This is a genomic window from Kitasatospora sp. NPDC036993 (assembly GCF_055607525.1).
Genome location: NZ_JBVJRP010000003.1, coordinates 326,182 through 346,869, shown reverse-complemented (window position 1 = coordinate 346,869; position 20,688 = coordinate 326,182). Strand labels below are relative to the sequence as shown.

The window sequence follows — 20,688 nt, the reverse complement described above, 5'->3', positions numbered from 1 at the left end:
TCGCTTCCGTCTACCGGGCCCCCGGCCGGGGCAGGCTCGGGCGGACAGAGCCAGTGAAAGGGGCCGACCATGGCCGCAGTGCACGAATCCGTCCTCGACGCGATCGGCGGGACGCCGCTGTTCCGCCTCGCCCGGCTGGGCGCCGGTCTCGCCGCGCCGATCTACGCCAAGGCCGAGTTCCTCAACATCGGCGGCAGCGTCAAGGACCGCGCCGCCCTCTCGATGGTGCTGGCCGCCGAGCGGGACGGACTGCTGAAGCCCGGCGGGACGATCATCGAGGCGACCTCGGGCAACACCGGCATCGGCCTGGCCATCGTCGGGCGGCAGCGCGGCTACCGGGTGATCGCCGGGGTTGTCGACAAGTCGTCGCCCGAGAAGGCCGACATCCTGCGGGCGTACGGCGCTGAGGTGGTGCTCGCCCCGACCGCCGTGCCCGCCGAGGACCCGCGGCACCTGTTCAAGGTGATGGAGCGGCTGACCGAGGAGATCCCCGGAGCCTGGCTCGCCAACCAGTACGACAACCTGGCCAATCCCGAGGCCCATCTCCGCACCACCGGCCCCGAGATCTGGGAGCAGACCGGTGGCCGGGTGACCCACTTCGTCGCGGGCGTCGGCACCGGCGGCACCATCACGGGGACGGGCACCCACCTGAAGGAGGTGTCCGGCGGCTCCGTGACGGTGGTCGGCGCGGACCCGGAGTCCTCGACGTACGGGGGCGGCGACGGCAGCCCGTGGTACGTCGAGAGCATCGGGCACTACCTCCACCCCGAAACCGTCGAGGACCGCCAGCCGCTGGCGCTGCGCCCGGAGGTGATCGACTCCTACCAGCGCGTCCCGGACCGTGAGTCGCTGCTGGCGGCACGTCGGCTGGCCCGGGAGGAGGGCATCCTGGCCGGACCGTCCTCGGGCGCGGCGGTGGCGGCCGCGCTGCGGGTGGCGGCCGGGCTCGGCCCGGACGACCTGGTCGTGGTGCTGCTGCCGGACTCGGGGCGCTCCTACCTGTCCAAGGTGCACAGCGACATGTGGATGCGGGAGTGGGGCTTCCTGGAGGACGAGGGCGAAGGCGCGGACGGCCTGCGGCCGCTGCTGGAGGCCAGCGACCCGCTGGTGACGGTGGCCGCCGACGCCACCGTGGGTGCGGCGCTGGAGGCGCTGGGCGGTGCGCCGGTGGCGCCGGTCGTCCTGGTGCGGGCGGCGCGCCCGTACGGGGTGGCCGCCACGGAGGTGGTCGGCTCGGTGTCCCGGGCCGCGCTGGCGGCGGCGCTCGCCGAAGGCGCCGCCAAGCCGGAGGACGGGTTGGGCGGGCTGGTCGGGCCGGCGCTGCCGACGGTCGGCGTCGGGCAGTCGGCGGCCGAGGCGCGGGCGCTGCTCGGCCGCACCCACCGGGCGCTGATGGTGCTGGTGGACGGCCGGGTGGCGGCGGTGCTGCCGCGCGAGGTTCTCCGCTAACTCCCGGGCAGGGGCGCCAGGATGGCCGAGATCACCCGGGCCAGGCTGCGGTCGAAGACCTGGTCCGGGTCACCCGGAGGCCCGGCCGTGGCGAACGCCCGCGCCAGGTGCGGGTATGCGCCGCTCGCCGCGGCCCGGCCGAGGTAACCGACCAGCTCCGCCTGCCACTTGGCGCCCGCCGCGGCCGTCTGCTCGTACTGCGCGAACTGGCAGACGAAGCCGTTGAACAGCGACATCGCCTCCATCCGGGCGCCGCCGTCGAGGCCGGTGGGGGCGGTGACGGCGAGGAAGTGTTCGGTGTAGCGCAGCGCGTTGGGGCCGATGCCGGGCCGGGCCAGCACCAGGGTGGGCAGCCAGGGGTGGCGGCGGAGGATGGCCAGCTGCTGGTGGGCGAGGGCGGCGAGGTCGGCCCGGACGTCGCCGCTCGGCTCGGCCGGCAGCCGGTACTCGCCGGTGGCCGCGTCGAGCATCAGGTCGAGCAGGTGCTCCTTCTTCGGCACGTAGTTGTAGAGCGACATGGTGCCCGCGCCGAGCGCCGCCGCCACCCGCCGCATGGAGGCCGCGTCCAGGCCCTCGGCGTCGGCGATCCCGATGGCCGCCGCGGCGATCGAGTCGCGGCTGTGGGCCGGGCGCGGGCCGCGGCCGGTGCGCTCGGGGCGCAGCCAGATCAGCTCGGGGGCCTCGGGGGGCGTGGGCCTGCCGGGCTGGTCCGGCTGTTCGGCCTGTTCGGCCTGTTCTGCCCGTGCTGCTCGGGTCGGCTGTTCCGGCTGCTCGGAGCCGGTGGGGGAGTTGCTGGACGGCACTGGAAGATCACCTCGCCCACCCATCGTAGATACGTACGCCGTACGTAGTACGATGGCGCCCGAGCGCGCTTCTACGTACGATGTACCTGGAGAGAGGCCGGAGCCATGTCCGACACCGCACGAGCCGCCATCGAGATGGCCGGCGTGGAGAAACGCTTCGGCGCCACCGAGGCCCTGCGCGGCCTCGACCTCGCCGTCCCGGCCGGCACCGTCTGCGGCCTGCTGGGCCCCAACGGCGCCGGCAAGACCACCGCCGTCCGTGTTCTCGCCACCCTGGTCGCCCCCGACCGCGGCACCGCCCGGGTCGCCGGACACGACGTCGTCCGCGAAGCCGAGGACGTCCGGCGCGCCATCGGCCTCGCCGGACAGCACGCCGCCGTGGACGAGGGCATCACCGGCCGCGACAACCTCCACCTGTTCGGCCGGCTGCACAACCTCGGCGCCCGCCGGGCCCGGGAGCGCGCCGACGAACTGCTCACCCGCTTCGGCCTCGCCGACGCCGCCGACCGGCTCGTGCGCACCTACTCCGGCGGCATGCGCCGACGCCTCGACCTCGTCGCCAGCCTGGTCACCAGCCCGTCGGTACTCTTCCTGGACGAACCCACCACCGGGCTCGACCCGCGCAGCCGGCAGGCGATCTGGGACACCGTCAGGGAACTGGCCGACGGCGGCACCACCGTGCTGCTCACCACCCAGTACCTGGAGGAGGCCGACCGGCTCGCCGACGACATCGTGGTCGTCGACCGCGGCGCCGCCATCGCCACCGGACCGCCGGCCGGGCTCAAGGCCGCGATCGGCAGCCAGGTCTCCGTCACCCTGGCCGACCCCGCGCAACTCGCCGCCACCGCCGTGGTGTTGTCCTCGCTGACCGGCGGCGACGCCCAGGTGGACGTGGCCGAGCGGACGGTCACGGTGCTGACGGCGCCGGGCGTCCCCGTCCTGCTGCCCTCGCTGGTACGGGAGTTGGACGGCATGGCGGTGACCGCGCGGGACGTCGCGGTGCGGGAGCCCTCGCTGGACGACGTGTTCCTCGCGCTCACCCGGGAGCACGCGGACGGACCGGCGGCCGAGGGGAGGGCCGCCTGATGGCCACCACCGCGCACCTCGCCGCCCGCCCGTCCGAGCGTCCGCCCGCCCGTTCGCCTGCCCGTCCGTCCGCCCTCGGCCGGCTCGCCACCGGCACCTGGACGTCGATGCTCCGCGTCCTGCTCAACTACCGCCACTCGCCAGGCCTGTTGGCCGCCTCGCTGGGCGTGCCGGTGGTGATGGTGGTGGTCTTCGGATACGTCCTCGGCAGCGCCATGCAGGTGCCGGGTGGCGGTGACTACCGGGAGTTCCTGATGCCCGGGCTGTTCGCCATGGTGGCCACCAACGGCATCATGCCCACCATGGTCGGCGCCGCCCGCGACGTCGGGCGCGGGGTCACCGACCGGCTGCGCTCCATGCCGGTCTCCCGCACCGGGCTGCTGCTCGGCCAGGCCCTCGCCGACCTGCTGGTCAGCGTGGCCGTCCTGGCCCTGATGGCGCTGGTCGGACTCCTCACCGGCTGGCGCGCCCGGCACGGACTCGCCGACACCGCCGGGGCGTTCGCCCTGCTGCTGCTCTTCCGCTTCGTGATGACCTGGGTCGGCACCCTGCTCGGCCTGGCCGTCGGCAAGGAGGAGGCGGCCGGACAGCTCTCCGTCGCGGTCTTCCCGCTGGCGATGGTCACCAACGCCTACGTGCCGACCGGCGGCATGCCCGGCTGGCTGCGCGTCCTCGCCGACTGGAACCCGGTCAGCTCCGTCGTCCAGGCCTGCCGGGAGCTCTTCGGCAACCCCTCGGCGGCCGGTTCCGCCTGGCCGACGCAGCACGCCACCCTGGCCGCGCTGCTCTGGAGCGCCCTGCTGCTCGCGGTCTGCGTGCCGCTCGCCGTACGGAAGTTCGCCACCCACGGGCGGTGAGCGGCGGGGCTGTGAGCGGTGACCAGCGGGACTGCCGGCAGTGATCCGCAGGGCTCCGGCACACCCGTGAAATGTGCTGGACAGTGACGCCGGTGTGGTCTTGGGTGGGGCGCCATGGAGTACACCCACCTCGGCCGCACCGGCCTGACCGTCTCCCGCCTCTGCCTCGGCACCATGAACTTCGGCCGCCACACCGAGGAAGCCGAGGCCCACCGCCTCATGGACACCGCCCACGAGCGCGGCATCAACTTCTTCGACACCGCCAACGTCTACGGCCGCGACAGCGAAGGCCGGCAGCGGGGGCGCACCGAGGAGATCATCGGCCGCTGGTTCGCCAAGGGCGGCGGCCGCCGCGAGCGCACCGTCCTCGCCACCAAGGTCTACGGCGACATGGGCGACTGGCCCAACGAGGGCAGGCTCTCCGCGCTCGCCGTCCGCAAGGCCGTCGAGGCCAGCCTGCGCCGCCTCCAGACCGACCACATCGACCTGTACCAGATGCACCACATCGACCGGGACACGCCCTGGGAGGAGGTCTGGCAGGCGATGGAGGTCCTGGTCGCCCAGGGCAAGGTCGTCTACGTCGGCTCCAGCAACTTCGCCGGCTGGCACATCGCCCAGGCCCAGGAGACCGCCCGCTCCCGGAACCTCCTCGGCCTGGTCAGCGAGCAGTCCCTCTACAACCTGCTCGACCGCACGATCGAACTCGAAGTGATCCCCGCCCTCCGGCACTACGGCGTCGGCCTGATCCCGTGGTCCCCGCTGCGCGGCGGCCTGCTCGGCGGCATCCTGCGCAAGGAGCGCGAGGGCACCCGGGACCGCAGCGCGCTGCCCTACGCGAGCGAACTCCTGGACAGGCACCGCGACCGGATCCAGGCCTACGAGGACTTCGCCGACGAACTCGGCGCCGACCCGGCCGTCCTCGCCCTCGCCTGGCTGCTCTCCCGCCCCGCCGTCACCGCCCCCATCGTCGGCCCGCGCACCGCGGACCACCTCGACGGCGCCCTCGCGGCGCTCGACCTCACGCTCGACCAGAAGACCCTCGACCACCTCGACGAGCTCTTCCCCGGCCACAAGCCCGCCCCGGAGGACTACGCCTGGTAGGCCGCCGGCACCCGGCCCCGGCCCCGGCCGCCGAACGGCGCCGGGGCCGGTCAGCCGCCCGGGTCCGGCCGCCACGCGGGCACCCCGGGCCGGGGCCAGAGGACGGGCGGGAGCCGATGGCCGGTCGAAGGCCCGACACCGGGAAGGTGGCACAGGGTGCCGGAGTCGAGCACGCAGTAGGCCGACCAGCCCACCGACCACGCCGCGACGGGTTCGACGAGGGTGACGGCCCAGAGCAGGACGTCGTCCTGGCCGAGCAGGCGGTCGACGGCCCTCTGCCGGAGCAGGATGCTCTCCGGGCCCTCGCCGGCGAACCCCGGGTCGGTGAGCACGAGTTCCCCGCTGGACCGGTCGGCGAAGTCGAGCTGTCGGCCGGTCCAGCGGACGTCCAGCCGGTCGGTCAGCCGGCGGGTGGGGACCGGGCGGTCACGGGCGCCGAAGAAGCGGCCGACGGCCGGTGGCGGGACACCGATGTCCTGGGAGGTGACCGCCGTGGGCTCGGGCCCCGACGGCTTCCCGGGGGCGTGGGCGAACTCGGGACGGCCGTAGTACTCCGAGAGGTAGGCCTGTCCGGGCCAGCGCAGGGCCGGCCGCAACCGCTGGAGGGCGGCCGGTGCGGGGAACGCGGAGGCCAGGTCCGAGCGGGGGACCACGAAGGACTCGACCCGCAGGACCGGAGGAAGCCGTTGCGTCCGGTGGGCCGGGGAGGCGGCCCGCCAGGTGTCGGAGAGGCGGAGGATGCCGCTCCTCGGGTCGTGCAGGAGGGGGAGGCCTGGCACGGGCCGCTCGTCCTGCTCGTCCCCCTCGTCGCCCTCGTCGAGCAGGTGGTGGAGCGCGTTCATCAGCAGCCACGGCGTTCCGGACGGGTCCGGCTTCGTCAGAACCGACGTCAGGCTGGTCGGCGGGCCGGTCGGGGACCCTCGCAGCCCGGCAGCCGTGAACGGCGGGGTCCACCAGTTCCCCGGTCGGGAGGAGGTGTTGAGACGGGTGGGCCATCGGGCCCCCAGGGTCGGATCGATGGTTCGCTGGTGGTACCGGGCCGCGCCGTGCTCGCCTGGCACCGGGACGGGCCGCGAATCCCTGACCAGGGTGGCCTGTTCGGCGTACCACTCCTGCTGCGCGCGCTGGAGCGCCTTGGCCACCGACACGTCGGCCGCGTCGAAGGCGGATCCGCCGCGCACCCGGACCGGGTGCCGCGGAGCGCCGAGGGCGAGCAACTGGGCCCGGCGGGCCAGCCAGGCCTGGCGGGGCCTCGGATCGGTCTCCTCGAACGGGCACCAGGACAGCGAGACGGCCTCCTCGGCGATCAGGCCGCCGCAGAACGGGGCCAGCAGACGGGGGCGGCGGAGGGGGACCGCGGGGAAGGTTCCGGCGGCCCCGGGCTCCGGGCCGAGGAGGCCCCGTACCGCGAGGACGGCGTCGTGGATCCGCAGGTGCGGCCGTGTCAGCGCACGGTCGACGGCACCGCGGAACAGCGGGGCGGACGGCAGTTCCGTACTGCGGGCCAGTGCCCCGTAGGCGGCCAGCCAGTACGCCTCCGTGACGAGTTCGTCCCGGTGGCCGCCGAACCTGTCGAGGAGCCGGGCGATCGCCGCGGGCCGGTCGGTCCACAGGTCCGCGAGGGTGCGCACACAGGCGTCGCGCAGGCCGTGGTGGCCCACGCCGGAGAGCCACAGCAGCAGGATGCCGGCCTCGGCGACGGCCTCGTCGCCCCTCGCCCCGGCGGCCCCGGCCGCCTTGACGAGGCGGCGGAGCAGGAGGACCAGGTCCTCGTCGTCGAGGATCTCCAGGACCGGATCGGCGAACCAGCGGGCGTAGCGGCCCCGGCTCCAGGCGGACAGCTGAGCGTCCAGGAACCCCACTCCCAGCGGGTGCCGGGGGCAGGTGGCGTTCACCAGGACGGCGAGCAGTGCGGCCTGGGCGGTGTCCGGGGTACGGAGCCAGCGGGCCAGCAACGCGCGGGAGGACCGGCTGACGCGTGGGGCGGCGCGCCCCTCCAACGACTCCAGCACCATGCCGGAGACGGCCGAGCGGTACCGGCGGGGTACCAGATCCGCCAGTTCGGCGGCTCTGGCCGCGTGCGGCGCGGCCCCGGCGAGCGCCTCCAGCATCCGACGGCGGTCCGTGAGCCGGGCGGACTCCGGTTCGGCGGCGCGCAGCCGCTCGAACTCCTTGACCAGGCGGGTGACGGCGGCCGAGCGGCGGCGGTGGTTGAGCAGGTTCACGGCACGGACGTGCTCGGCGAACCGCTGGACGGCGAACCGGACCCTTCGGGTGTCCGGATCCAGGGCGAGCACGCCCGCGCTCTCCAGCCAGCGCAGCACGACCGCGGGCCGGGCCGCTCCCGGCACACCGGAGAGCACGCGGCCGGCGGTCCCGTAGTCGAGCGATCCCCGCACGCCCATCGCGTCCGCGAGTGCCCGGCAGGCGAGGGTGACCAGGGGCGGCGGGGCCGCGGACGGAGCTGAGCGCAGGTCGTGGACCCGGTCGAGGTAGGCGGCGTGGTCATCGTTGAGGATCGCCAGCCAGGTCTGGAACAGGTCGCCGACGGTGGGCGGGACGATCGCCTCGCCGGGCGGCCGCGGCGTGCGGTGCAGGCACCAGGCCAGGACGGCGAGCATCAGCGGCCGCCGCAGTTCGGAGACGTCCGGCGGCAGCAGCAGCTCCGGCAGCCCGTACATGTCCTGGTAGATCCGCCAGGACCGGTCCGGCGAAGCGACTCCCGGGTTCCACAGGAACCCGTGCCCCCGGGTGCTCACGGTGTGGGCGACCTGCTCGGGAACGGCCGGCCTGGCGTCCATCCGGACGGTGCCGACCAGGGTCACCAGCGGGTAGCGGCCGACCACCTCGGCCAGGGACTCGAAGGCCACCCGGAAGTCCCCGCGCAGGCACCGGACCTCGTTCAGCGCGTCGACCGCGAGGACCGCCCGGCGGCCGGTCAGCAGGGCCTGCTGCTGGAGGGCCGCCAGCAGGTCGCGCAGCCCGTGTGCCCGGGTGCCGGGGGCGACGAGGCGGGGCAGCTGCGCTTCGAACGGCTCGTCCGGGCCGAACTCGTGGCCGCAGACGAACGCGGTGGGCGCTCCGACCGCGATGCGCCCCCGCACCCAGCCTCCCAGGCCGTAGGACTTTCCCGTGCCCCAACCGCCGCCGACGAGCAGCGTGCCGGTCTGGCGGGTGGCCAGGGCGGGATCGGCGCACGTCGTGTACAGGGTGCGGGCGCAGGCCAGCAGGTCCTTGAGGACGGCCAGCAGGCGGCCGAGCGCGCCACGTCCGGGGCCCGGCAGCGCCTCGTACGGCTGCGACGCCCGTACGGCGTCCAGTAGTTCGTCGTGTACCTCCCGGACCTCGACGGCGACCCGGCCGCAGAGCCGGAGCGCCTGCGAGATCCGGCGGCGCAGGATCCCGGGGTCGGTGCGGTCCTCCTCACCGAGGAGCCGCGCGATGCCGTCCAGCCCGTCGGCGCACTCCGCCCGACGGCCGGAGGAGGCGGTCCAGCGTTCGGATGCCGCCGAGACGGGCACGACGGACGGAACGGGGAGGCCGTCGGCGGCCGGACGCCATCCGGCCCACAGCCGGAGCCCTGACGCCGTCTCGGTCAGCCGCGAGACGAGCGGCGAAGGGTCGTCGAGTCCGGCCAGGGCCTCGGAGAGGAACGTGGTGAGCTGCGGTGGTTGCGGGCCGGCCGGCCACGGGCGGCGACGGACGGTACGGGCGGCCGCGGCCGCGTGCCGGTGGAGGTCCGACAACCGGAGGTACCGGGCGTCGAAGTAGGCCGGCACGGCCTCCTCCGCGAACGACACCACCGCCCGCTCGATCAGGCTCTTGGTGTAGGGGTGGAAGACGACCGGGTGGCCGGGCCGGACACGGCGGACCATCGCGGCCCAGCGGCTCGAAGCGGTACTCCACTGGCGGGTGCCGGGCGTGCCGGTGCCGCCGGCGGTGAAGTCCTGGGGCAGGAAGACCAGCATGTCGGTGAGGTCGGGATGGTGGGCGAGGGCGGAACCGACGGACTCGTCCATGGAACGCAGCGCCGACTTCAGTGCCGCGTGGTGCTTGACCTGGATTCCGACCACGCGTCCGTCGGCGGTCCTGGCGCACGCCTCCAGCCCGCCGTCCGGCGGCCGGAGCGCCAACAGCGTGCCGTCCAAGACGGGGCCGAAGTCGTGGTCCAGGATCGCCGGGAAGAGATGGACGCAGAGCGACTCGAACATCTGAGCCGGAGTGGCGCCGAGGTCGGTCCTGAGCCGGTCGAGGTCCACGCCGAGGGGCATGCGGTTCCTTTCGAGAGTGTTCCGGTGGGCGGCGGCCGGTGGCCGGTGGCGCTCGGGGCCAGGGGCCTTCCCGAGTGCCACCGGCAGGCGGCGGGTCAGACCAGGGCGCGGGCCCGCCGGTCCCAGCTTTCGATGCGGGCCATGGTCTCGGTGAGGAGGTCGAGCGCCGCGATGATGTCCTCGGCCGGGCCCTGGAGGCCGGGGCGGGCGGAGAGGAGCCACTCCATCGTCATCCGGAAGAGCCGGAGGGTCTTCAGGACCTCCCACGCGGAGTGGGACATGCCGATGAGCCGGAGCAGGGAGTCGTGGGCCGGCGATCCCTCCCACAGGTGCGGCGCCGCCTCGAAGAGGGCGAGCGACCGGTGCACCGTCGGGTCCACACCCGACACCCGCGAGGCGACCTCGGCGGCGCGGCCCCTGAGCTCGGACGCTGGGCCGGCCAGGGAGACGGCCAGTCCCCGGAGCGCGGCGGGTGCCGTCGCCGCCGGGGTGCTCCCCGTACCGGAGGGGCCCTGCGGGACGGGCCCGAAGTCCTCGGCCAGGGTGGCGATGGTGTTCACCAGGTCCGTCATGGTTTCGATGCCCTGGGTCACGACCCGCATCTCCGCCTCGACGGCGGCGAAGCGGTCGATCAGGCCTGGCCCGTCTTCCTGGTCGGCCTGGTGCTCCCCGTGCTCTCTGTGCTCCAGGCGCTCCCGGTCCGCCCGGTCCTCCCGGTCCTTCGGGCCGGAGTCGGGAGGACCGAGAGCGGCGTCGTGGTCCCGTGACCGCAGGCCGAGCAGGATCCGGGCCGGTGCGAGCGGGGAGTAGCCCTCGGTCAGGGCCCGGTCCAGTGCGGTCCGGAGCCTCTCGCGGGCGTCCGCGAGACCGTCGGGGGAGCGTTCGTACAGGATCGTCCGGCCGGGTGAGGCGTCGAAGGGGAGTCGGCCGCGCTCTGCGAGGTGGACGGTCGGACGGCCGGTGGTGTGGCGCAGGCCGAGCTGGTACAGGACGTTCGGCTCTCCGTCGGTCAGGTCGGCGATCACGATGTCGGACTGGAGCACGTGCCGCCAGATCCGCTCGGTGAACTCCCCGTCGTTCCGGATCCCGTCCGCGTGCAGCGGTTCGATTCCCAAGGCCGCGCACGCCGGCAGGATGACCGACTCCAGGAGGTGGAGGTGCGCTTGGCCGGAGGCCCGGCCGGTGTCGTCGGCCCCCGTGTGCCGGCCCCCGACGGGGCCGATCACGAAGCACGTCGTCGGCTCCCTCCGGCCCGCCGGCCGGGGGTCATCGTGCCGGGCGGTCGTCGGCGTCGTCTTCACGAGAGGTCCTTCCAGCCGAGCCCGGGCAGCGGCGGCTCGCTCACCCACGTCTCCGACTCGTCGGCGTACAGCGGGAGTTCCTCGATGCCCAGCGCGGTGAGCAGGCCCGCCGTGGGTACTCGGTAGCGGTGCCCGGCGCGGACCACCGGGCAGGGGAAGGCCTGCCGCCGGACGAGCCGGTAGGCCGTCTGCCGGCAGATCCCGAAGGCCCGGGCGGCGGTGCGCATGTCGACGGCCAGCGGGAGGCCGAACAGTTCGGGAAAGGTCAGCGGCCCGCTCGGGCGCGGGGCGGTCAACGGGCCGTTCCCGCCGCGCGCAGCGAAAGGCTGCCGACCCGCGACCCGCGCGCGGGACGGTGCGTGCGGCGCACCACCTCCCGCAGCCCCAGGTGGTCGGTGAGTTCCGCGAGCCGAACCGCTTCGACCTCCGCGGGGGAACCGGGGTCCGGTACGACCACCGCGCCGCCGGTGTCCGCGGCCGCGGTGCTCGCGGGCACCCGGCCGTTGTCGGCAGCCCTGGCGTCGCGGGCGTCGGCGATCACGACGACGTGCTCGTTCGGGTACTCGTCGGCCGAGCCCCGGGTGAACTTCCGGCCCCGCCGGACGGCGGCGCGCAGCAGCCGGTCACCGACCTCCGGGTCGTCCGGTGAGACCTCGGCCAACTCCTCGACGAAGGCGGCCAGCAGTTCGGACTCCAGGTCCTGCCGGTCGGCCCGGGTCCGGGGCGAGGACTGGCGCACGAACCGTTCGAGCCGTGGTGCGGCAAGCCAGACCAGGGCCTCGACCCAGCCCGTGACCTCGGTCGAGCCGATGGCCGTCGACAGGGTGTCGTGCTGGGCCAACGCGACGGCCCGGCACCAGATCCGGCCGCGCAGCCCGGTGTCCTCCGGCTCCTCCCAGAGCGCCGCGCGCGCCTCGGCGGGTTCGAGGCGGAGGGTCTCGCCTTCGAACTCGACGGCGAGGAACGCCGGTCGGAGGTGGGCGGCGCCGGTCACCCGCGCGTGGATGACGTCGAAGATGCCGTGGTAGGTGATCAGGGCCACGGGTGCGTTCCTTCCGTTGGGCGGAGTCAGTAGCGGTCGAGGAGGCGTCGGATCGTGGAGTGCAGGCGGTCGATCGTGTCCACGAACGTGGTCCACTTCGGTACGTGGAGGCGTTCGCAATCGGGCAGGAAGAGCGGGTTCTCGGCGTGCGCGGGGTCGTAGATCCACGCCCACTCGCTGTAGTCGCGTCCGGGCACGGTCGCCCGGACGCGCTTGAAGAGCCGCGGGGGCAGTCCGGTGTAGAGCTCCCGGACCGATTCCCGGTAGACGTGGTCGGAGAGGATCGCCACCAGGTGGGTGGTCGCCGGGCTGGCGTGCGCCAGGACTTCCTTGACCTGCTCGGAGTCGAGCAGCCGGTGGAGTTCGTTCCGGGCCGGACCGTTGCCTTCGCCGGGGGACCCCTCCGCGGTCACGTGGCCGGCGTGGAGGCTGGCCCGCATCCGGAGCCGGACGCGGTTCGGTGCCGCGTTGTGCCGGGCGAGTTCGTTGCTGAGGCAGCCGAGCCCGGGGTGGATGACGTGGGGCATCAGCTCGGAGGCGAACCCGAGGGCCAGCCCGTCTCCCGAGTGCGACAGGAAGCGCTTCGCCGTCCTCAGCTCGTCGAGCCCGGCGGCGGTGAGCGCCGCGTCGAGGAGCGGTTCGAGGTAGGCGCTGACCGGTGCCTGCACCACGCCCGGCAGGTCGGTGTAGCGCCGTACGTCCAGCCCGAGTAGCCCCTGGTAGGGCGGCAGGGGCCGGCTGGAGGCGCCGGGGAGCTGCGGGGGTTCGGGCATGGCGTTCTCCTGGCGGGATGAGGGGGCGGGTGGCCGGCCTGCTGCGCGGTGGCGGTCACGAGTCTGGGCGCCGGGCGTGGCGGGCAATGGCTTGGCAGGTCCGAAATCCTGTGACCCGCGCCACAGTGGATCCCGCGGGCGGCAGGCGGCGCGGGAGGGTAGCAGGTAACCGGGGGGAGTCCTGGACATTGCTCCAACTGTCGGATGGTCGCGGCTCGTTGGGCGCAGCGGCCTCTAATCTCCCGGCATGAAAAACTGCCACAACTTCTCGGCGGGTTCGCCGACGGCTGCCAACCGGACGGCTCGGCGGCCCGGGCCCGGGGCCTCGCCCGGGCCGCACTGGACGTTCCGTCAGCGCGTGGGTGAGGAGCGGTGGGTCGCGTTCCTCAGGGGTCTTCCGCGGATGACGCGTCCGGCGGGGTGGACGCCGATGCGTGAGGGCGACCCGGGGGCCGACGTGTTCGCCCTGCTGGGCGGTCTGGTGGACGTGTGGCAGAGCGGGGGCGGCCGGGACTGGGAAGCCGAACAGCTGATCACCATCCGGGGGGCCGGCGACCTCCTCGGCGAAATGGCGGCGCTCGAACTGACCTCCCGTACGGCCACCGTGCGGGCGCGCACCGAGTGCGAGGTGGTGATGATCTCCGGCGAACGGTTCAGGAGCGCCGAGTTCCGCCGCGAGTGGTGGAACGACCTCCTGCCGTACGTCTCCGGCCGGGGGCGGGAGGGGGCGATGATCCTGCGGTCCGGCGACGGCGCGGCCCGGGTGGCCCGTCTCGTCCTGCCGCTGCTGGACCACGCGGAGGCGGCGGGGCAGCCGGACGGGCCGATGTGCCTCAGGATCACCCAGCACGAGGTGGCCGAGTGCCTCGGCCTCGGGCGGGACACGGTGCGGCGGCTCACCTCCGATCCTCCCTTCGGGGGCTGGCCGAAGGGGCGCGGGGGCAGCCTCGTGGTCACCGACCCGGCTGCCCTGCGCGTCGCCGCGGCGCGGCTCGGGGGGTGGCACCCGCAGGCCGGGTGAGGCCGGCGGGCGGCGTCAGCGGGCGACGATGAGGGCGGCACAGGTCTCGACGACGTGGTGGAAGGCCTGGTCGAGGATGTAGCCCCCGTTCATGCCGTGGTCGGCGAGGCGCAGGAAGTTCCCGCGGCGGGTGGCTTCGGCCGCCCGCCGCAGGGGTTCCCGGCGGTCGGCGAGGTAGTGGGTGGAGGCGGACAGGGCGAGCGCGGCGATGACCCGGCGCGGCTTCGGGCGCAGGCCGAGGGCACGGCCGCCGAGGACCAGGGCGGCCGCCTGGACCGCGGTGTAGGTCGCGACGTGGGCGGCGCAGGCGCGGCGGCCGTGCGGGGAGCGGTCGGCCTTGGTGCCGGCCTGGTGGTCGGTCTGGATCCAGTGGTCGGCGAGGTCGGCCGAACTGCGGAGCAGGACGTAGGCGGCGGCGAAGGTCGCGGCGCGGCCGGCGGGGCGGGAGGGGCGGGAAGCGGGAGTGGACATCGGGCTCCGTTCGAGGGGTGTGACGCGGATGGGGAATCGCCCCGCTGTGGTAGCAAGGCAGGCATGAGGGAGCGGGAGCAGGCGCGGGTGCGGGGCGGGGAGCGTGGCGGGGGCCGGGGGGCGTACCACCACGGGGCGCTGCCGGAGGCGCTGGTGGCGGCGGCGTTCGAGGTGCTGGACGAGCAGGGGCAGGAGAAGGTGAGCGTGCGGGAGGTGGCGCGCCGGGCGGGGGTGTCGGCGGGGGCGCCGTTCCGCCACTTCGCCGACCGGCAGGCGCTGTTGACCGCACTGGCGGACCGGGTGCTGGCCGACCTCGTGGGCTGGCAGGAGGCGCAGCTGGCGGCCGCCGGGCCGGACGGCGGCTCGGGCATGCGGGCGATCGGGCTGGGGTTCGTCCGGTACGCGCTGCACCATCCGCGCCGGTTCGAGCTGGTGCGCTCGCGGGTGTTCACGGCCGTCAGGGAACCCGAGCTGCGCGAGCAACTGGACGGCATCGACCGGGCGTTGATGGACCTGATCGTCGCCGACCAGGAGGCGGGCCGGCTGCGCCCGGGGGATCCGGCGCTGGTCGGGCTGGCCGGGCAGGCGCTGGTGTACGGGCTGGCGCAGATGATCGTGGACGGCTACCTGCCGGCCGGGAGGGCGGAGGAGCTGGCCGGGCAGGTGCTCGACACCTTCGGCCAGGGCGTCGCCAACCGGCCTGCGCGGTAACCGAATTGTGGTTGCCGCGCGCCTTGACCGGGTCATCCGGCGCTGATGTAATCACCGCTTACATGAGCATGGGTGCGGGGAGGCAGGGATGTCCTTGTTCGCCAGGCCGCAGCCGGGCTACACCACCGCCGCCGCCACCGGCGACACGGTGGTGCTGCTGATCGGCATGCGGATCAACCGGTTCTGGGCCGTGCACCACTGGGGCCCGGTGATGTTCGCGATGTTCCGGATGCTGTACGAGCTGCGCCGGGCCCCCGAACGCGGCCTGCGCGGCCGCATCCTGCTGACCGCCTCGCCGCGCACCTACTACGTCGTCCAGTACTGGGAGTCCAAGGAGAAGCTGTACGGCTACGCGAGTGCGCCGGACGGCTTCCACCACACCGTGTGGGGCATCGCCAACCGCAAACTGCGGGAGGGCAAGGCGCGCGGGCACGTCGGGCTCTGGCACGAGACGTACATCGTGCCGGAGGGCGGGTACGAGTCGATCTACTTCGACATGCCGCCGTTCGGCCTGGCCGGCGCCACCGGCTCGCTGCCGGTGGAGGCGCGCGGCCGGCGCGCGGCGCAGCGGCTGGCCCACCGGGAGCCGGGTGGCGGCGGGGCGGACGAGGCAGGCGGGTAGGCGGGGCGGACGGGGCGGCGGCACGGGAGTGTCGCGAGTTGTCCGGGTCCCCGTGCCGTGAGAGCTTCGGGGGATGGTGGATCAGGGCGGGGCGCGGCCGGAGGCGCCGGTACGGCCGCTGCGGGTGGTGCACGAGGTGCCGTACCGGGCGCAGTGGGAGTCGGCGGAGCTGGTGCGGGAGATCGTCGACGGGCGGCTGGACGCCTCCGCCGACCCGCGCTGGGGCCAGTCCGGCGCGGCCACCCCGGAGGAGTACGCGTGGTGGTCCTGGCGGCTGTGCGGGGTGGCCTGCCTGCGGATGGCGCTGGAGCACTGGTGGGGCGTGGCCCCGGCGGCGATGGCGCTCGCCGCCGAGTGCGTGGCGGCCGGCGGGTACGTACGGGACGGCGACGGCCTGCGCGGGCTGATCCACGCACCGTTCGCCTCCTACGTCCGGAGCCGCTGGGGACTGGCGGCGGACGCAAGGGAGTTGACGCCCGCGGAGGTGTCGGCGGAGGTGGCCGGCGGGCGGCTGGTGATGGTGTCGGTGCACCCGTCGATCCGGGAGCCGCACGGGCCGGAGCCGGTGCGGCGCGGCGGGCACCTGGTGCTGGCGGTGGGCGCCACGGACACGGCGCTGCTGATCCACAACCCGTCCGGTTTCCCGGGGGAGTCGCAGGCCTTCGCGCGCGTGCCGTGGCGGTCGTTCGGGCGGTTCTACGCCGGGCGGGGGATCGTGCTCGGCCCGCCCGGGGCGTCCCCGGCCGGCTGACCTCGCCCGACTGACCTTGCCGGTTGACCTCGCCGGCCGGTCACCGGGGTCCGGTCACCGGCCGACCGGTCACTGGTTGTCCGGCAGTCCCATCGGGTTGATCGGCAGCCGGCTGCGACAGAGTGCCGAGATCGGCTTCAACGCGGCCGCCAGCCGGTCGAGTTCGGTCCGCGGGTAGTCCTCCCAGACCCGGGCGGCGGCCAGGTCGGTGGCGGCCTCCAGGGCCTGGTGGCCGATCCGGCCGAGCTCGGTGACCGCACCTTCGGCGGTCAGCCAGCCGCGCTCGACCAGGCGCTCGGCGGCCGCCTCCCACTCGGCGTCCCTCCATCCGCGCAGCGGCTGGAGGTCCTCGCGCCGCAGGTCCATCGCGCAGCGGACCACCAGCGCCTCGCAGCCGTCCAGCCCGGCCGCCACCAGCGCGGCCACGTGGCCGTCGCCGCGGTGCTCGCGCATCACGGTGGCGCTCTGCCAGAGCCGCTCGTACAGGCCGCTCGGGCGGGGCAGCGCCGCGTTGGCCGCGGCCAGCACCCGGCCGGCGCAGTCCAGCCGGGCGGCGGCCTGCTCCAGCGTCCCGGCGACCAGTTCGACCTGGTCCCTGTCCACGTGCTCCAGCAGCCCGCCCAGGATCGCCGCCGAGCCCTTCAGCCGGGCGGCCAGCGCCTCGTCCGGGCTCGCGTGGTTCCACACCTCCGGCAGGGCGCGCTCGACCATCGACGGGGAGAAGCTGAAGAACGCGGCGGTCACCGGCGGGGCGTCCACCGCGCCGAGCGGGGCCGCGCGGCTGGCGAAGTAGCCGTGCAGGCGGCCGTGCAGACCGGCCTCCTCGAAGGCGGCGCGGCCCTCGGGCAGGAAGTAGGTGACGGTGTGCACCGGCTCGAAGAGCCACCACAGCGCGCGGGCGGGATGGACGAGATCGGCCATCGGGAGACCTTCCTCGGACGGAGCTCCCGGCGGGGCGGGAACTCGACTGGTCGGGACGGCCTCCGGCAGGCGCCGCGGCGGCGAGTCCCCGCCCTCGGAAGTGCCCGGGTGCCCTGGAGATACCGGGACGAACTCGGACGTGCCGGGACGTACTCGGGCCGCCGGGGTGGGTGCGTGGACCGCTCCAGGGCTGATGACCACGGCGACGGCCCCGGTAACCCCGAAACGGGTGTGACGACGGTCACGTGGCAGCCGCGGAGTGCGGTCGGCGGCGGTGCGGCGCGGGATGATGGGATGAGGTGCCCGCTCCGGGGCGCCCAGCCCTCGCAAGCCCACGCACGAAGGTAGTCGGCCATGGCCCAGATCAACCCCAGCATCCTGTCCGCCGACTTCGCCCGGCTCGCCGACGAGGCCGAGGCCGCCCGGGGTTCCGACTGGCTGCACGTGGACGTCATGGACAACCACTTCGTGCCCAACCTCACCCTCGGCGTCCCGGTGGTCGAGTCGCTCGCCCGCGCCACCGACATCCCGCTCGACTGCCACCTGATGATCGAGGACCCGGACCGCTGGGCCCCGCAGTACGTCGAGGCCGGCGCGGGCTCCGTCACCTTCCACGTCGAGGCCGCCGCCGCGCCCGTCCGGCTCGCCCGCGAGATCCGCGCCAAGGGCGCCCGCGCCTCGATGGCGCTCAAGCCCGGCACCCCGATCGAGCCCTACGAGGACCTGCTGCCCGAGCTCGACATGGTGCTGATCATGACCGTCGAGCCCGGCTTCGGCGGCCAGGCGTTCCTGGACATCATGCTGCCGAAGATCCGCCGCACCCGGGAGCTGATCGCCAGGCACGACCTGGAACTGTGGCTCCAGGTGGACGGCGGCGTCTCGGCCGGCACGATCGAGCGCTGCGCGGAGGCGGGCGCGGACGTGTTCGTGGCCGGCTCGGCGGTGTACGGGGCCGAGGACCCGGCCGAGGCGGTCCGCAACCTGCGGGAACTCGCCGACAAGGCGGCGGCGGACGCCTGGTGGGCCTGCGGGCACTGAGGCCCGTCCGCCGGCCCCGGCTGCCGCCCCGGTGTGCCGGTGCCGCCGGATGGCCGGGCGCGGGTGGAGGAACACCGCACCGTGACGGATGATCGGTGGCGGCGCCCTCCGGGGCCCCGCCCGGCCCTCTCCGTACGGTGGTGGAACCGCGATGAGCAACCTCGACCTCGAGCCCGCCCCGACCAGCTGCGGCCGCGAGGCCAGCACCGGCCCGGTCCGTGATCTGCTGACGGCCCGTCAGTTCCCGCTCGGTGGGAGCACGGTGGTCCGCCGGCTGCTGCCCAACCTGGGTCGCCGGATGGTCGGCGCCTGGTGCTTCGTGGACCACTACGGACCCGACGACATCGCCGACGAGCCGGGCATGCAGGTCCCGCCGCACCCCCACATGGGCCTCCAGACGGTCAGCTGGCTCCACCAGGGCGAGGTGCTGCACCGCGACAGCCTCGGCAGCCTCCAGACCGTCCGGCCGTACGAACTGGGCCTGATGACCTCGGGCCGGGCCATCTCGCACTCCGAGGAGTCCCCGCGCCCGCACGCCCGCCACCTGCACGGCGCCCAGCTCTGGGTCGCCCTCCCGGAGGGCAGCCGGCACACCGCCCCCGCCTTCGAGCACCACCCCGACCTGCCCGTGCTCACCCGCCCGGGCCTGCGCGCCACCGTCATCCTCGGCACCCTCGACACCGCCACCTCGCCGGGCACCACCCACACCCCGCTGGTCGGCGCCGACCTCGCCCTCACCGACGGCGCCGAGCTCCGCCTCCCGCTCGTCCCCGACTTCGAGTACGCCGTCCTCGCCATGACCGGCCGCGTCGACGCCGACGGCGTCCCGGTCGAACCCGGCTCCATGCTCTACCTCGGCTGCGGCCGCCCCGACCTCCCCCTCCGCGCCCACGGCGACGCCGCCGTCCTGCTGCTCGGCGGCGAGCCCTTCGACGAGAAGATCGTCATGTGGTGGAACTTCATCGGGCGCTCCACCGAGGACATCGCGCGGGCGCGGGAGGACTGGGAGTCCGGCACCCGCTTCGGCGAGGTGCACGGCTACGCCGGCGACCGGCTGGCGGCCCCGGCGCTGCCCGACATCCCGCTGAAGGCGCGGGGGAGAGTGCGCTGACCTGCGGAGACGTGGTACGGGTGGTGTCCGGCTGAACGCTGTCGGCTAGCTGGGGCCGGGGAGGATCTCGGTGGTGTAGTGCCCCATCAGATGATGACGTGCTGGCCCCGCCAAGCGAACTGAACCCGCAAACCACAGTCGGCAGCAGCCTGCGGCGGCCCGCGGCGGGCCTTGAAGATCTCCTACGGCCAGGCCCGCGCGCTGCTTGACCAGCACACCGCCCTGGCTTGGACGGATCCGGATGCGATCTCACGTTCTGCGGGTGCCGTGCGTCTACCTGCCAGGAGAAGGGAGAGGCAGATGAATACTCGGCATGTCGAGATCGAGACGTACCTTGGGCCGATCACGATCGTCGCCAGGTTCGAGGCGGTCACCGGCCTGTACTTCGGGCAGCACATGCGCCGGCCCCCGCAGGAGGCGTTCGGCCCCGAGGTCGGTGACGCGACGGACCCGTTGCTGAACGAAGCGGTCCGTCAGCTGGGCGACTACCTGGCGGGGCGCCGCAGGCAGTTCGATCTTCCGCTCGCGGCCGAGGGCGACTCGTTCCAGCACGCCGTCTGGGACATCGTGAAGAGCATCCAGTGCGGCGACACGACCACCTACGGCCGTATCGCCGAGCAGGTCGGGGGCCGTGGTCTCGCGCAGCAGGTCGGACAGGCCGTGGGCGCGAACCCGCTGTGCATCTTCGTCCCGTGCCACCGCGTCGTCGGCTCCACCGGGGCTCTGACCGGGTACGCCGGCGGGCTGAAGCGCAAGCAGGCGCTGCTGGAGCTCGAGGAGCCGCCCGCGGGCGACGCCGGACGATTGTTCTGAAGCGGAATCTCACGATTATCACCTCACGTACGTCTTCACTGGGATGGACATGAAACAACCGTTCGAGAGCGTGGTTGTGCGGCATGGCGCGACCGTGCTGCGCGTCTGCCGGGTCGTCCTCGGCCCGCACGATGCGGACGACGCGTGGTCGGAGACCTTCCTGGCCGCCATGCGTGCCTATCCCGATCTGCCGGAGACGGCGAACGTGGAGGCGTGGCTCGTGACGATCGCGCACCGCAAGGCGATCGACGTGCTGCGCGCCGCGAAGCGGAACCCCCTGCCGGTCGAGGAGGTACCGGAAGCGTCGGGAGGACAGGGCGTCCCGGATGCCGAGGACACCGGCCTGTGGGCCGCGGTGAAGGAACTGCCCGGCAAGCAGCGTCAGGCCATCGCCTACCGGTATGTGGCGGGGCTGGCGTACGCCGAGATCGCGGAGATCCTCGGCGGCACCGTCGAGGCGGCTCGCAGGGCCGCTGCGGACGGGCTGAAGAATCTCAGGAAACACTATCCGGGAGCGATCACGAAAGGAGCATCGTCGTGAGCGAC

At 74.2% G+C, this 20,688-nt stretch carries 20 protein-coding genes; 12 read left to right on the top strand and 8 right to left on the bottom strand.

Going from position 1 to position 20,688, the window contains the following annotated elements; genetic code table 11:
* Positions 1-69 precede the first annotated feature (69 nt).
* A complete protein-coding gene (locus ACZ7C5_RS07755) occupies positions 70-1,449 on the top strand; it encodes a pyridoxal-phosphate dependent enzyme (RefSeq protein WP_470322230.1) in 1,380 nt (459 codons plus the stop codon).
* Here ACZ7C5_RS07755 and ACZ7C5_RS07750 read toward each other — a convergent pair.
* Positions 1,446-2,252, bottom strand: a complete 807-nt coding sequence (locus ACZ7C5_RS07750) for a TetR/AcrR family transcriptional regulator C-terminal domain-containing protein (protein WP_401087362.1) — start codon at positions 2,250-2,252, stop codon at positions 1,446-1,448. The two genes, ACZ7C5_RS07755 and ACZ7C5_RS07750, sit on opposite strands and share 4 nt — an antisense overlap.
* 105 nt (positions 2,253-2,357) lie before the next feature.
* Here ACZ7C5_RS07750 and ACZ7C5_RS07745 point away from each other — a divergent pair, with 105 nt between their 5' ends.
* The 3 genes from ACZ7C5_RS07745 (at position 2,358) to ACZ7C5_RS07735 (ending at position 5,296) form a co-directional block, all read left to right on the top strand.
* Positions 2,358-3,338 carry an ATP-binding cassette domain-containing protein gene (locus ACZ7C5_RS07745; RefSeq protein ID WP_470322229.1) on the top strand — a complete coding sequence of 327 codons (981 nt, stop codon included), beginning with the start codon at positions 2,358-2,360 and terminating at the stop codon, positions 3,336-3,338.
* A complete protein-coding gene (locus ACZ7C5_RS07740) occupies positions 3,338-4,195 on the top strand; it encodes an ABC transporter permease (RefSeq protein ID WP_470322228.1) in 858 nt (285 codons plus the stop codon). Before ACZ7C5_RS07745 ends, ACZ7C5_RS07740 begins: the two co-directional genes overlap by 1 nt.
* 114 nt (positions 4,196-4,309) lie before the next feature.
* Complete coding sequence (locus tag ACZ7C5_RS07735) at positions 4,310-5,296, top strand: aldo/keto reductase (protein ID WP_401087357.1); 987 nt, start codon at positions 4,310-4,312, stop codon at positions 5,294-5,296.
* A 50-nt stretch (positions 5,297-5,346) separates the two neighbouring features.
* Here the strand turns inward: ACZ7C5_RS07735 and ACZ7C5_RS07730 are convergent, their stop codons facing one another.
* The 5 genes from ACZ7C5_RS07730 to ACZ7C5_RS07710 form a co-directional block, all read right to left on the bottom strand.
* Positions 5,347-9,567 carry a hypothetical protein gene (locus ACZ7C5_RS07730; RefSeq protein ID WP_470322227.1) on the bottom strand — a complete coding sequence of 1,407 codons (4,221 nt, stop codon included), beginning with the start codon at positions 9,565-9,567 and terminating at the stop codon, positions 5,347-5,349.
* 95 nt (positions 9,568-9,662) lie between these two features.
* A complete protein-coding gene (locus ACZ7C5_RS07725) occupies positions 9,663-10,682 on the bottom strand; it encodes a hypothetical protein (protein WP_470322226.1) in 1,020 nt (339 codons plus the stop codon).
* Positions 10,683-10,864: 182 nt separating this feature from the next.
* On the bottom strand, positions 10,865-11,164 hold the full coding sequence (locus ACZ7C5_RS07720; RefSeq protein WP_401087351.1) for a helix-turn-helix domain-containing protein: 300 nt from the start codon (positions 11,162-11,164) through the stop codon (positions 10,865-10,867).
* Positions 11,161-11,910, bottom strand: coding sequence for a hypothetical protein (locus ACZ7C5_RS07715; protein WP_401087349.1), 750 nt, complete (start codon positions 11,908-11,910; stop codon positions 11,161-11,163). Before ACZ7C5_RS07715 ends, ACZ7C5_RS07720 begins: the two co-directional genes overlap by 4 nt.
* A gap of 26 nt (positions 11,911-11,936) precedes the next feature.
* Entirely contained in the window at positions 11,937-12,683 is a 747-nt protein-coding gene (locus ACZ7C5_RS07710; protein ID WP_401087347.1) for a hypothetical protein, read from the bottom strand.
* A gap of 247 nt (positions 12,684-12,930) precedes the next feature.
* On the opposite strand from ACZ7C5_RS07710, the gene ACZ7C5_RS07705 reads away from it, so the two are divergent.
* The gene (locus tag ACZ7C5_RS07705; RefSeq protein ID WP_401087345.1) at positions 12,931-13,704 is read left to right on the top strand and encodes a Crp/Fnr family transcriptional regulator; all 774 of its coding nucleotides are present in this window, start codon (positions 12,931-12,933) and stop codon (positions 13,702-13,704) included.
* Positions 13,705-13,719: 15 nt separating this feature from the next.
* Here the strand turns inward: ACZ7C5_RS07705 and ACZ7C5_RS07700 are convergent, their stop codons facing one another.
* On the bottom strand, positions 13,720-14,175 hold the full coding sequence (locus ACZ7C5_RS07700; RefSeq protein ID WP_401087343.1) for a hypothetical protein: 456 nt from the start codon (positions 14,173-14,175) through the stop codon (positions 13,720-13,722).
* A gap of 63 nt (positions 14,176-14,238) precedes the next feature.
* Here ACZ7C5_RS07700 and ACZ7C5_RS07695 point away from each other — a divergent pair, with 63 nt between their 5' ends.
* From ACZ7C5_RS07695 to ACZ7C5_RS07685, 3 genes are all read left to right on the top strand, one after another.
* Positions 14,239-14,886, top strand: coding sequence for a TetR/AcrR family transcriptional regulator (locus ACZ7C5_RS07695; RefSeq protein ID WP_401087341.1), 648 nt, complete (start codon positions 14,239-14,241; stop codon positions 14,884-14,886).
* 88 nt (positions 14,887-14,974) lie between these two features.
* Positions 14,975-15,508 (top strand): DUF4188 domain-containing protein, encoded by a 534-nt coding sequence (locus tag ACZ7C5_RS07690; RefSeq protein WP_401087339.1) that lies wholly within the window; start codon positions 14,975-14,977, stop codon positions 15,506-15,508.
* A 73-nt stretch (positions 15,509-15,581) separates the two neighbouring features.
* Entirely contained in the window at positions 15,582-16,259 is a 678-nt protein-coding gene (locus ACZ7C5_RS07685) for a C39 family peptidase (protein WP_401087337.1), read from the top strand.
* Positions 16,260-16,328: 69 nt separating this feature from the next.
* On the opposite strand, the gene ACZ7C5_RS07680 is transcribed toward ACZ7C5_RS07685, so the two are convergent.
* Positions 16,329-17,180 carry an SCO6745 family protein gene (locus ACZ7C5_RS07680; RefSeq protein ID WP_401087335.1) on the bottom strand — a complete coding sequence of 284 codons (852 nt, stop codon included), beginning with the start codon at positions 17,178-17,180 and terminating at the stop codon, positions 16,329-16,331.
* A 354-nt stretch (positions 17,181-17,534) separates the two neighbouring features.
* Here ACZ7C5_RS07680 and rpe point away from each other — a divergent pair, with 354 nt between their 5' ends.
* The 4 genes from rpe to ACZ7C5_RS07660 all read left to right on the top strand — a co-directional run bounded on the left by rpe (position 17,535) and on the right by ACZ7C5_RS07660 (position 20,683).
* Positions 17,535-18,218: a ribulose-phosphate 3-epimerase gene (rpe, locus tag ACZ7C5_RS07675; protein ID WP_401087333.1), complete on the top strand. Its 684-nt coding sequence runs from the start codon at positions 17,535-17,537 to the stop codon at positions 18,216-18,218.
* Positions 18,219-18,369: 151 nt separating this feature from the next.
* Positions 18,370-19,329, top strand: a complete 960-nt coding sequence (locus ACZ7C5_RS07670) for a pirin family protein (RefSeq protein WP_401087331.1) — start codon at positions 18,370-18,372, stop codon at positions 19,327-19,329.
* Positions 19,330-19,500: 171 nt separating this feature from the next.
* The gene (locus ACZ7C5_RS07665; RefSeq protein ID WP_401087329.1) at positions 19,501-20,142 is read left to right on the top strand and encodes a methylated-DNA--[protein]-cysteine S-methyltransferase; all 642 of its coding nucleotides are present in this window, start codon (positions 19,501-19,503) and stop codon (positions 20,140-20,142) included.
* Positions 20,143-20,191: 49 nt separating this feature from the next.
* Positions 20,192-20,683, top strand: coding sequence for an RNA polymerase sigma factor (locus ACZ7C5_RS07660; RefSeq protein WP_401087327.1), 492 nt, complete (start codon positions 20,192-20,194; stop codon positions 20,681-20,683).
* Positions 20,684-20,688: the final 5 nt, after the last annotated feature.

What these genes read in the sequence shown, in the direction of transcription:
- ACZ7C5_RS07755 (WP_470322230.1), top strand. Translation starts at nt 70, where the DNA reads ATGGCCGCAGTGCACGAATCCGTCCTCGACGCGATCGGCGGGACGCCG.
- ACZ7C5_RS07745 (WP_470322229.1), top strand. Translation starts at nt 2,358, where the DNA reads ATGTCCGACACCGCACGAGCCGCCATCGAGATGGCCGGCGTGGAGAAA.
- ACZ7C5_RS07740 (WP_470322228.1), top strand. Translation starts at nt 3,338, where the DNA reads ATGGCCACCACCGCGCACCTCGCCGCCCGCCCGTCCGAGCGTCCGCCC.
- ACZ7C5_RS07735 (WP_401087357.1), top strand. Translation starts at nt 4,310, where the DNA reads ATGGAGTACACCCACCTCGGCCGCACCGGCCTGACCGTCTCCCGCCTC.
- ACZ7C5_RS07730 (WP_470322227.1), bottom strand. Translation starts at nt 9,567, where the DNA reads ATGCCCCTCGGCGTGGACCTCGACCGGCTCAGGACCGACCTCGGCGCC.
- ACZ7C5_RS07710 (WP_401087347.1), bottom strand. Translation starts at nt 12,683, where the DNA reads ATGCCCGAACCCCCGCAGCTCCCCGGCGCCTCCAGCCGGCCCCTGCCG.
- ACZ7C5_RS07705 (WP_401087345.1), top strand. Translation starts at nt 12,931, where the DNA reads ATGAAAAACTGCCACAACTTCTCGGCGGGTTCGCCGACGGCTGCCAAC.
- ACZ7C5_RS07700 (WP_401087343.1), bottom strand. Translation starts at nt 14,175, where the DNA reads ATGTCCACTCCCGCTTCCCGCCCCTCCCGCCCCGCCGGCCGCGCCGCG.
- ACZ7C5_RS07695 (WP_401087341.1), top strand. Translation starts at nt 14,239, where the DNA reads ATGAGGGAGCGGGAGCAGGCGCGGGTGCGGGGCGGGGAGCGTGGCGGG.
- ACZ7C5_RS07690 (WP_401087339.1), top strand. Translation starts at nt 14,975, where the DNA reads ATGTCCTTGTTCGCCAGGCCGCAGCCGGGCTACACCACCGCCGCCGCC.
- ACZ7C5_RS07685 (WP_401087337.1), top strand. Translation starts at nt 15,582, where the DNA reads ATGGTGGATCAGGGCGGGGCGCGGCCGGAGGCGCCGGTACGGCCGCTG.
- ACZ7C5_RS07680 (WP_401087335.1), bottom strand. Translation starts at nt 17,180, where the DNA reads ATGGCCGATCTCGTCCATCCCGCCCGCGCGCTGTGGTGGCTCTTCGAG.
- rpe (WP_401087333.1), top strand. Translation starts at nt 17,535, where the DNA reads ATGGCCCAGATCAACCCCAGCATCCTGTCCGCCGACTTCGCCCGGCTC.
- ACZ7C5_RS07670 (WP_401087331.1), top strand. Translation starts at nt 18,370, where the DNA reads ATGAGCAACCTCGACCTCGAGCCCGCCCCGACCAGCTGCGGCCGCGAG.
- ACZ7C5_RS07660 (WP_401087327.1), top strand. Translation starts at nt 20,192, where the DNA reads ATGAAACAACCGTTCGAGAGCGTGGTTGTGCGGCATGGCGCGACCGTG.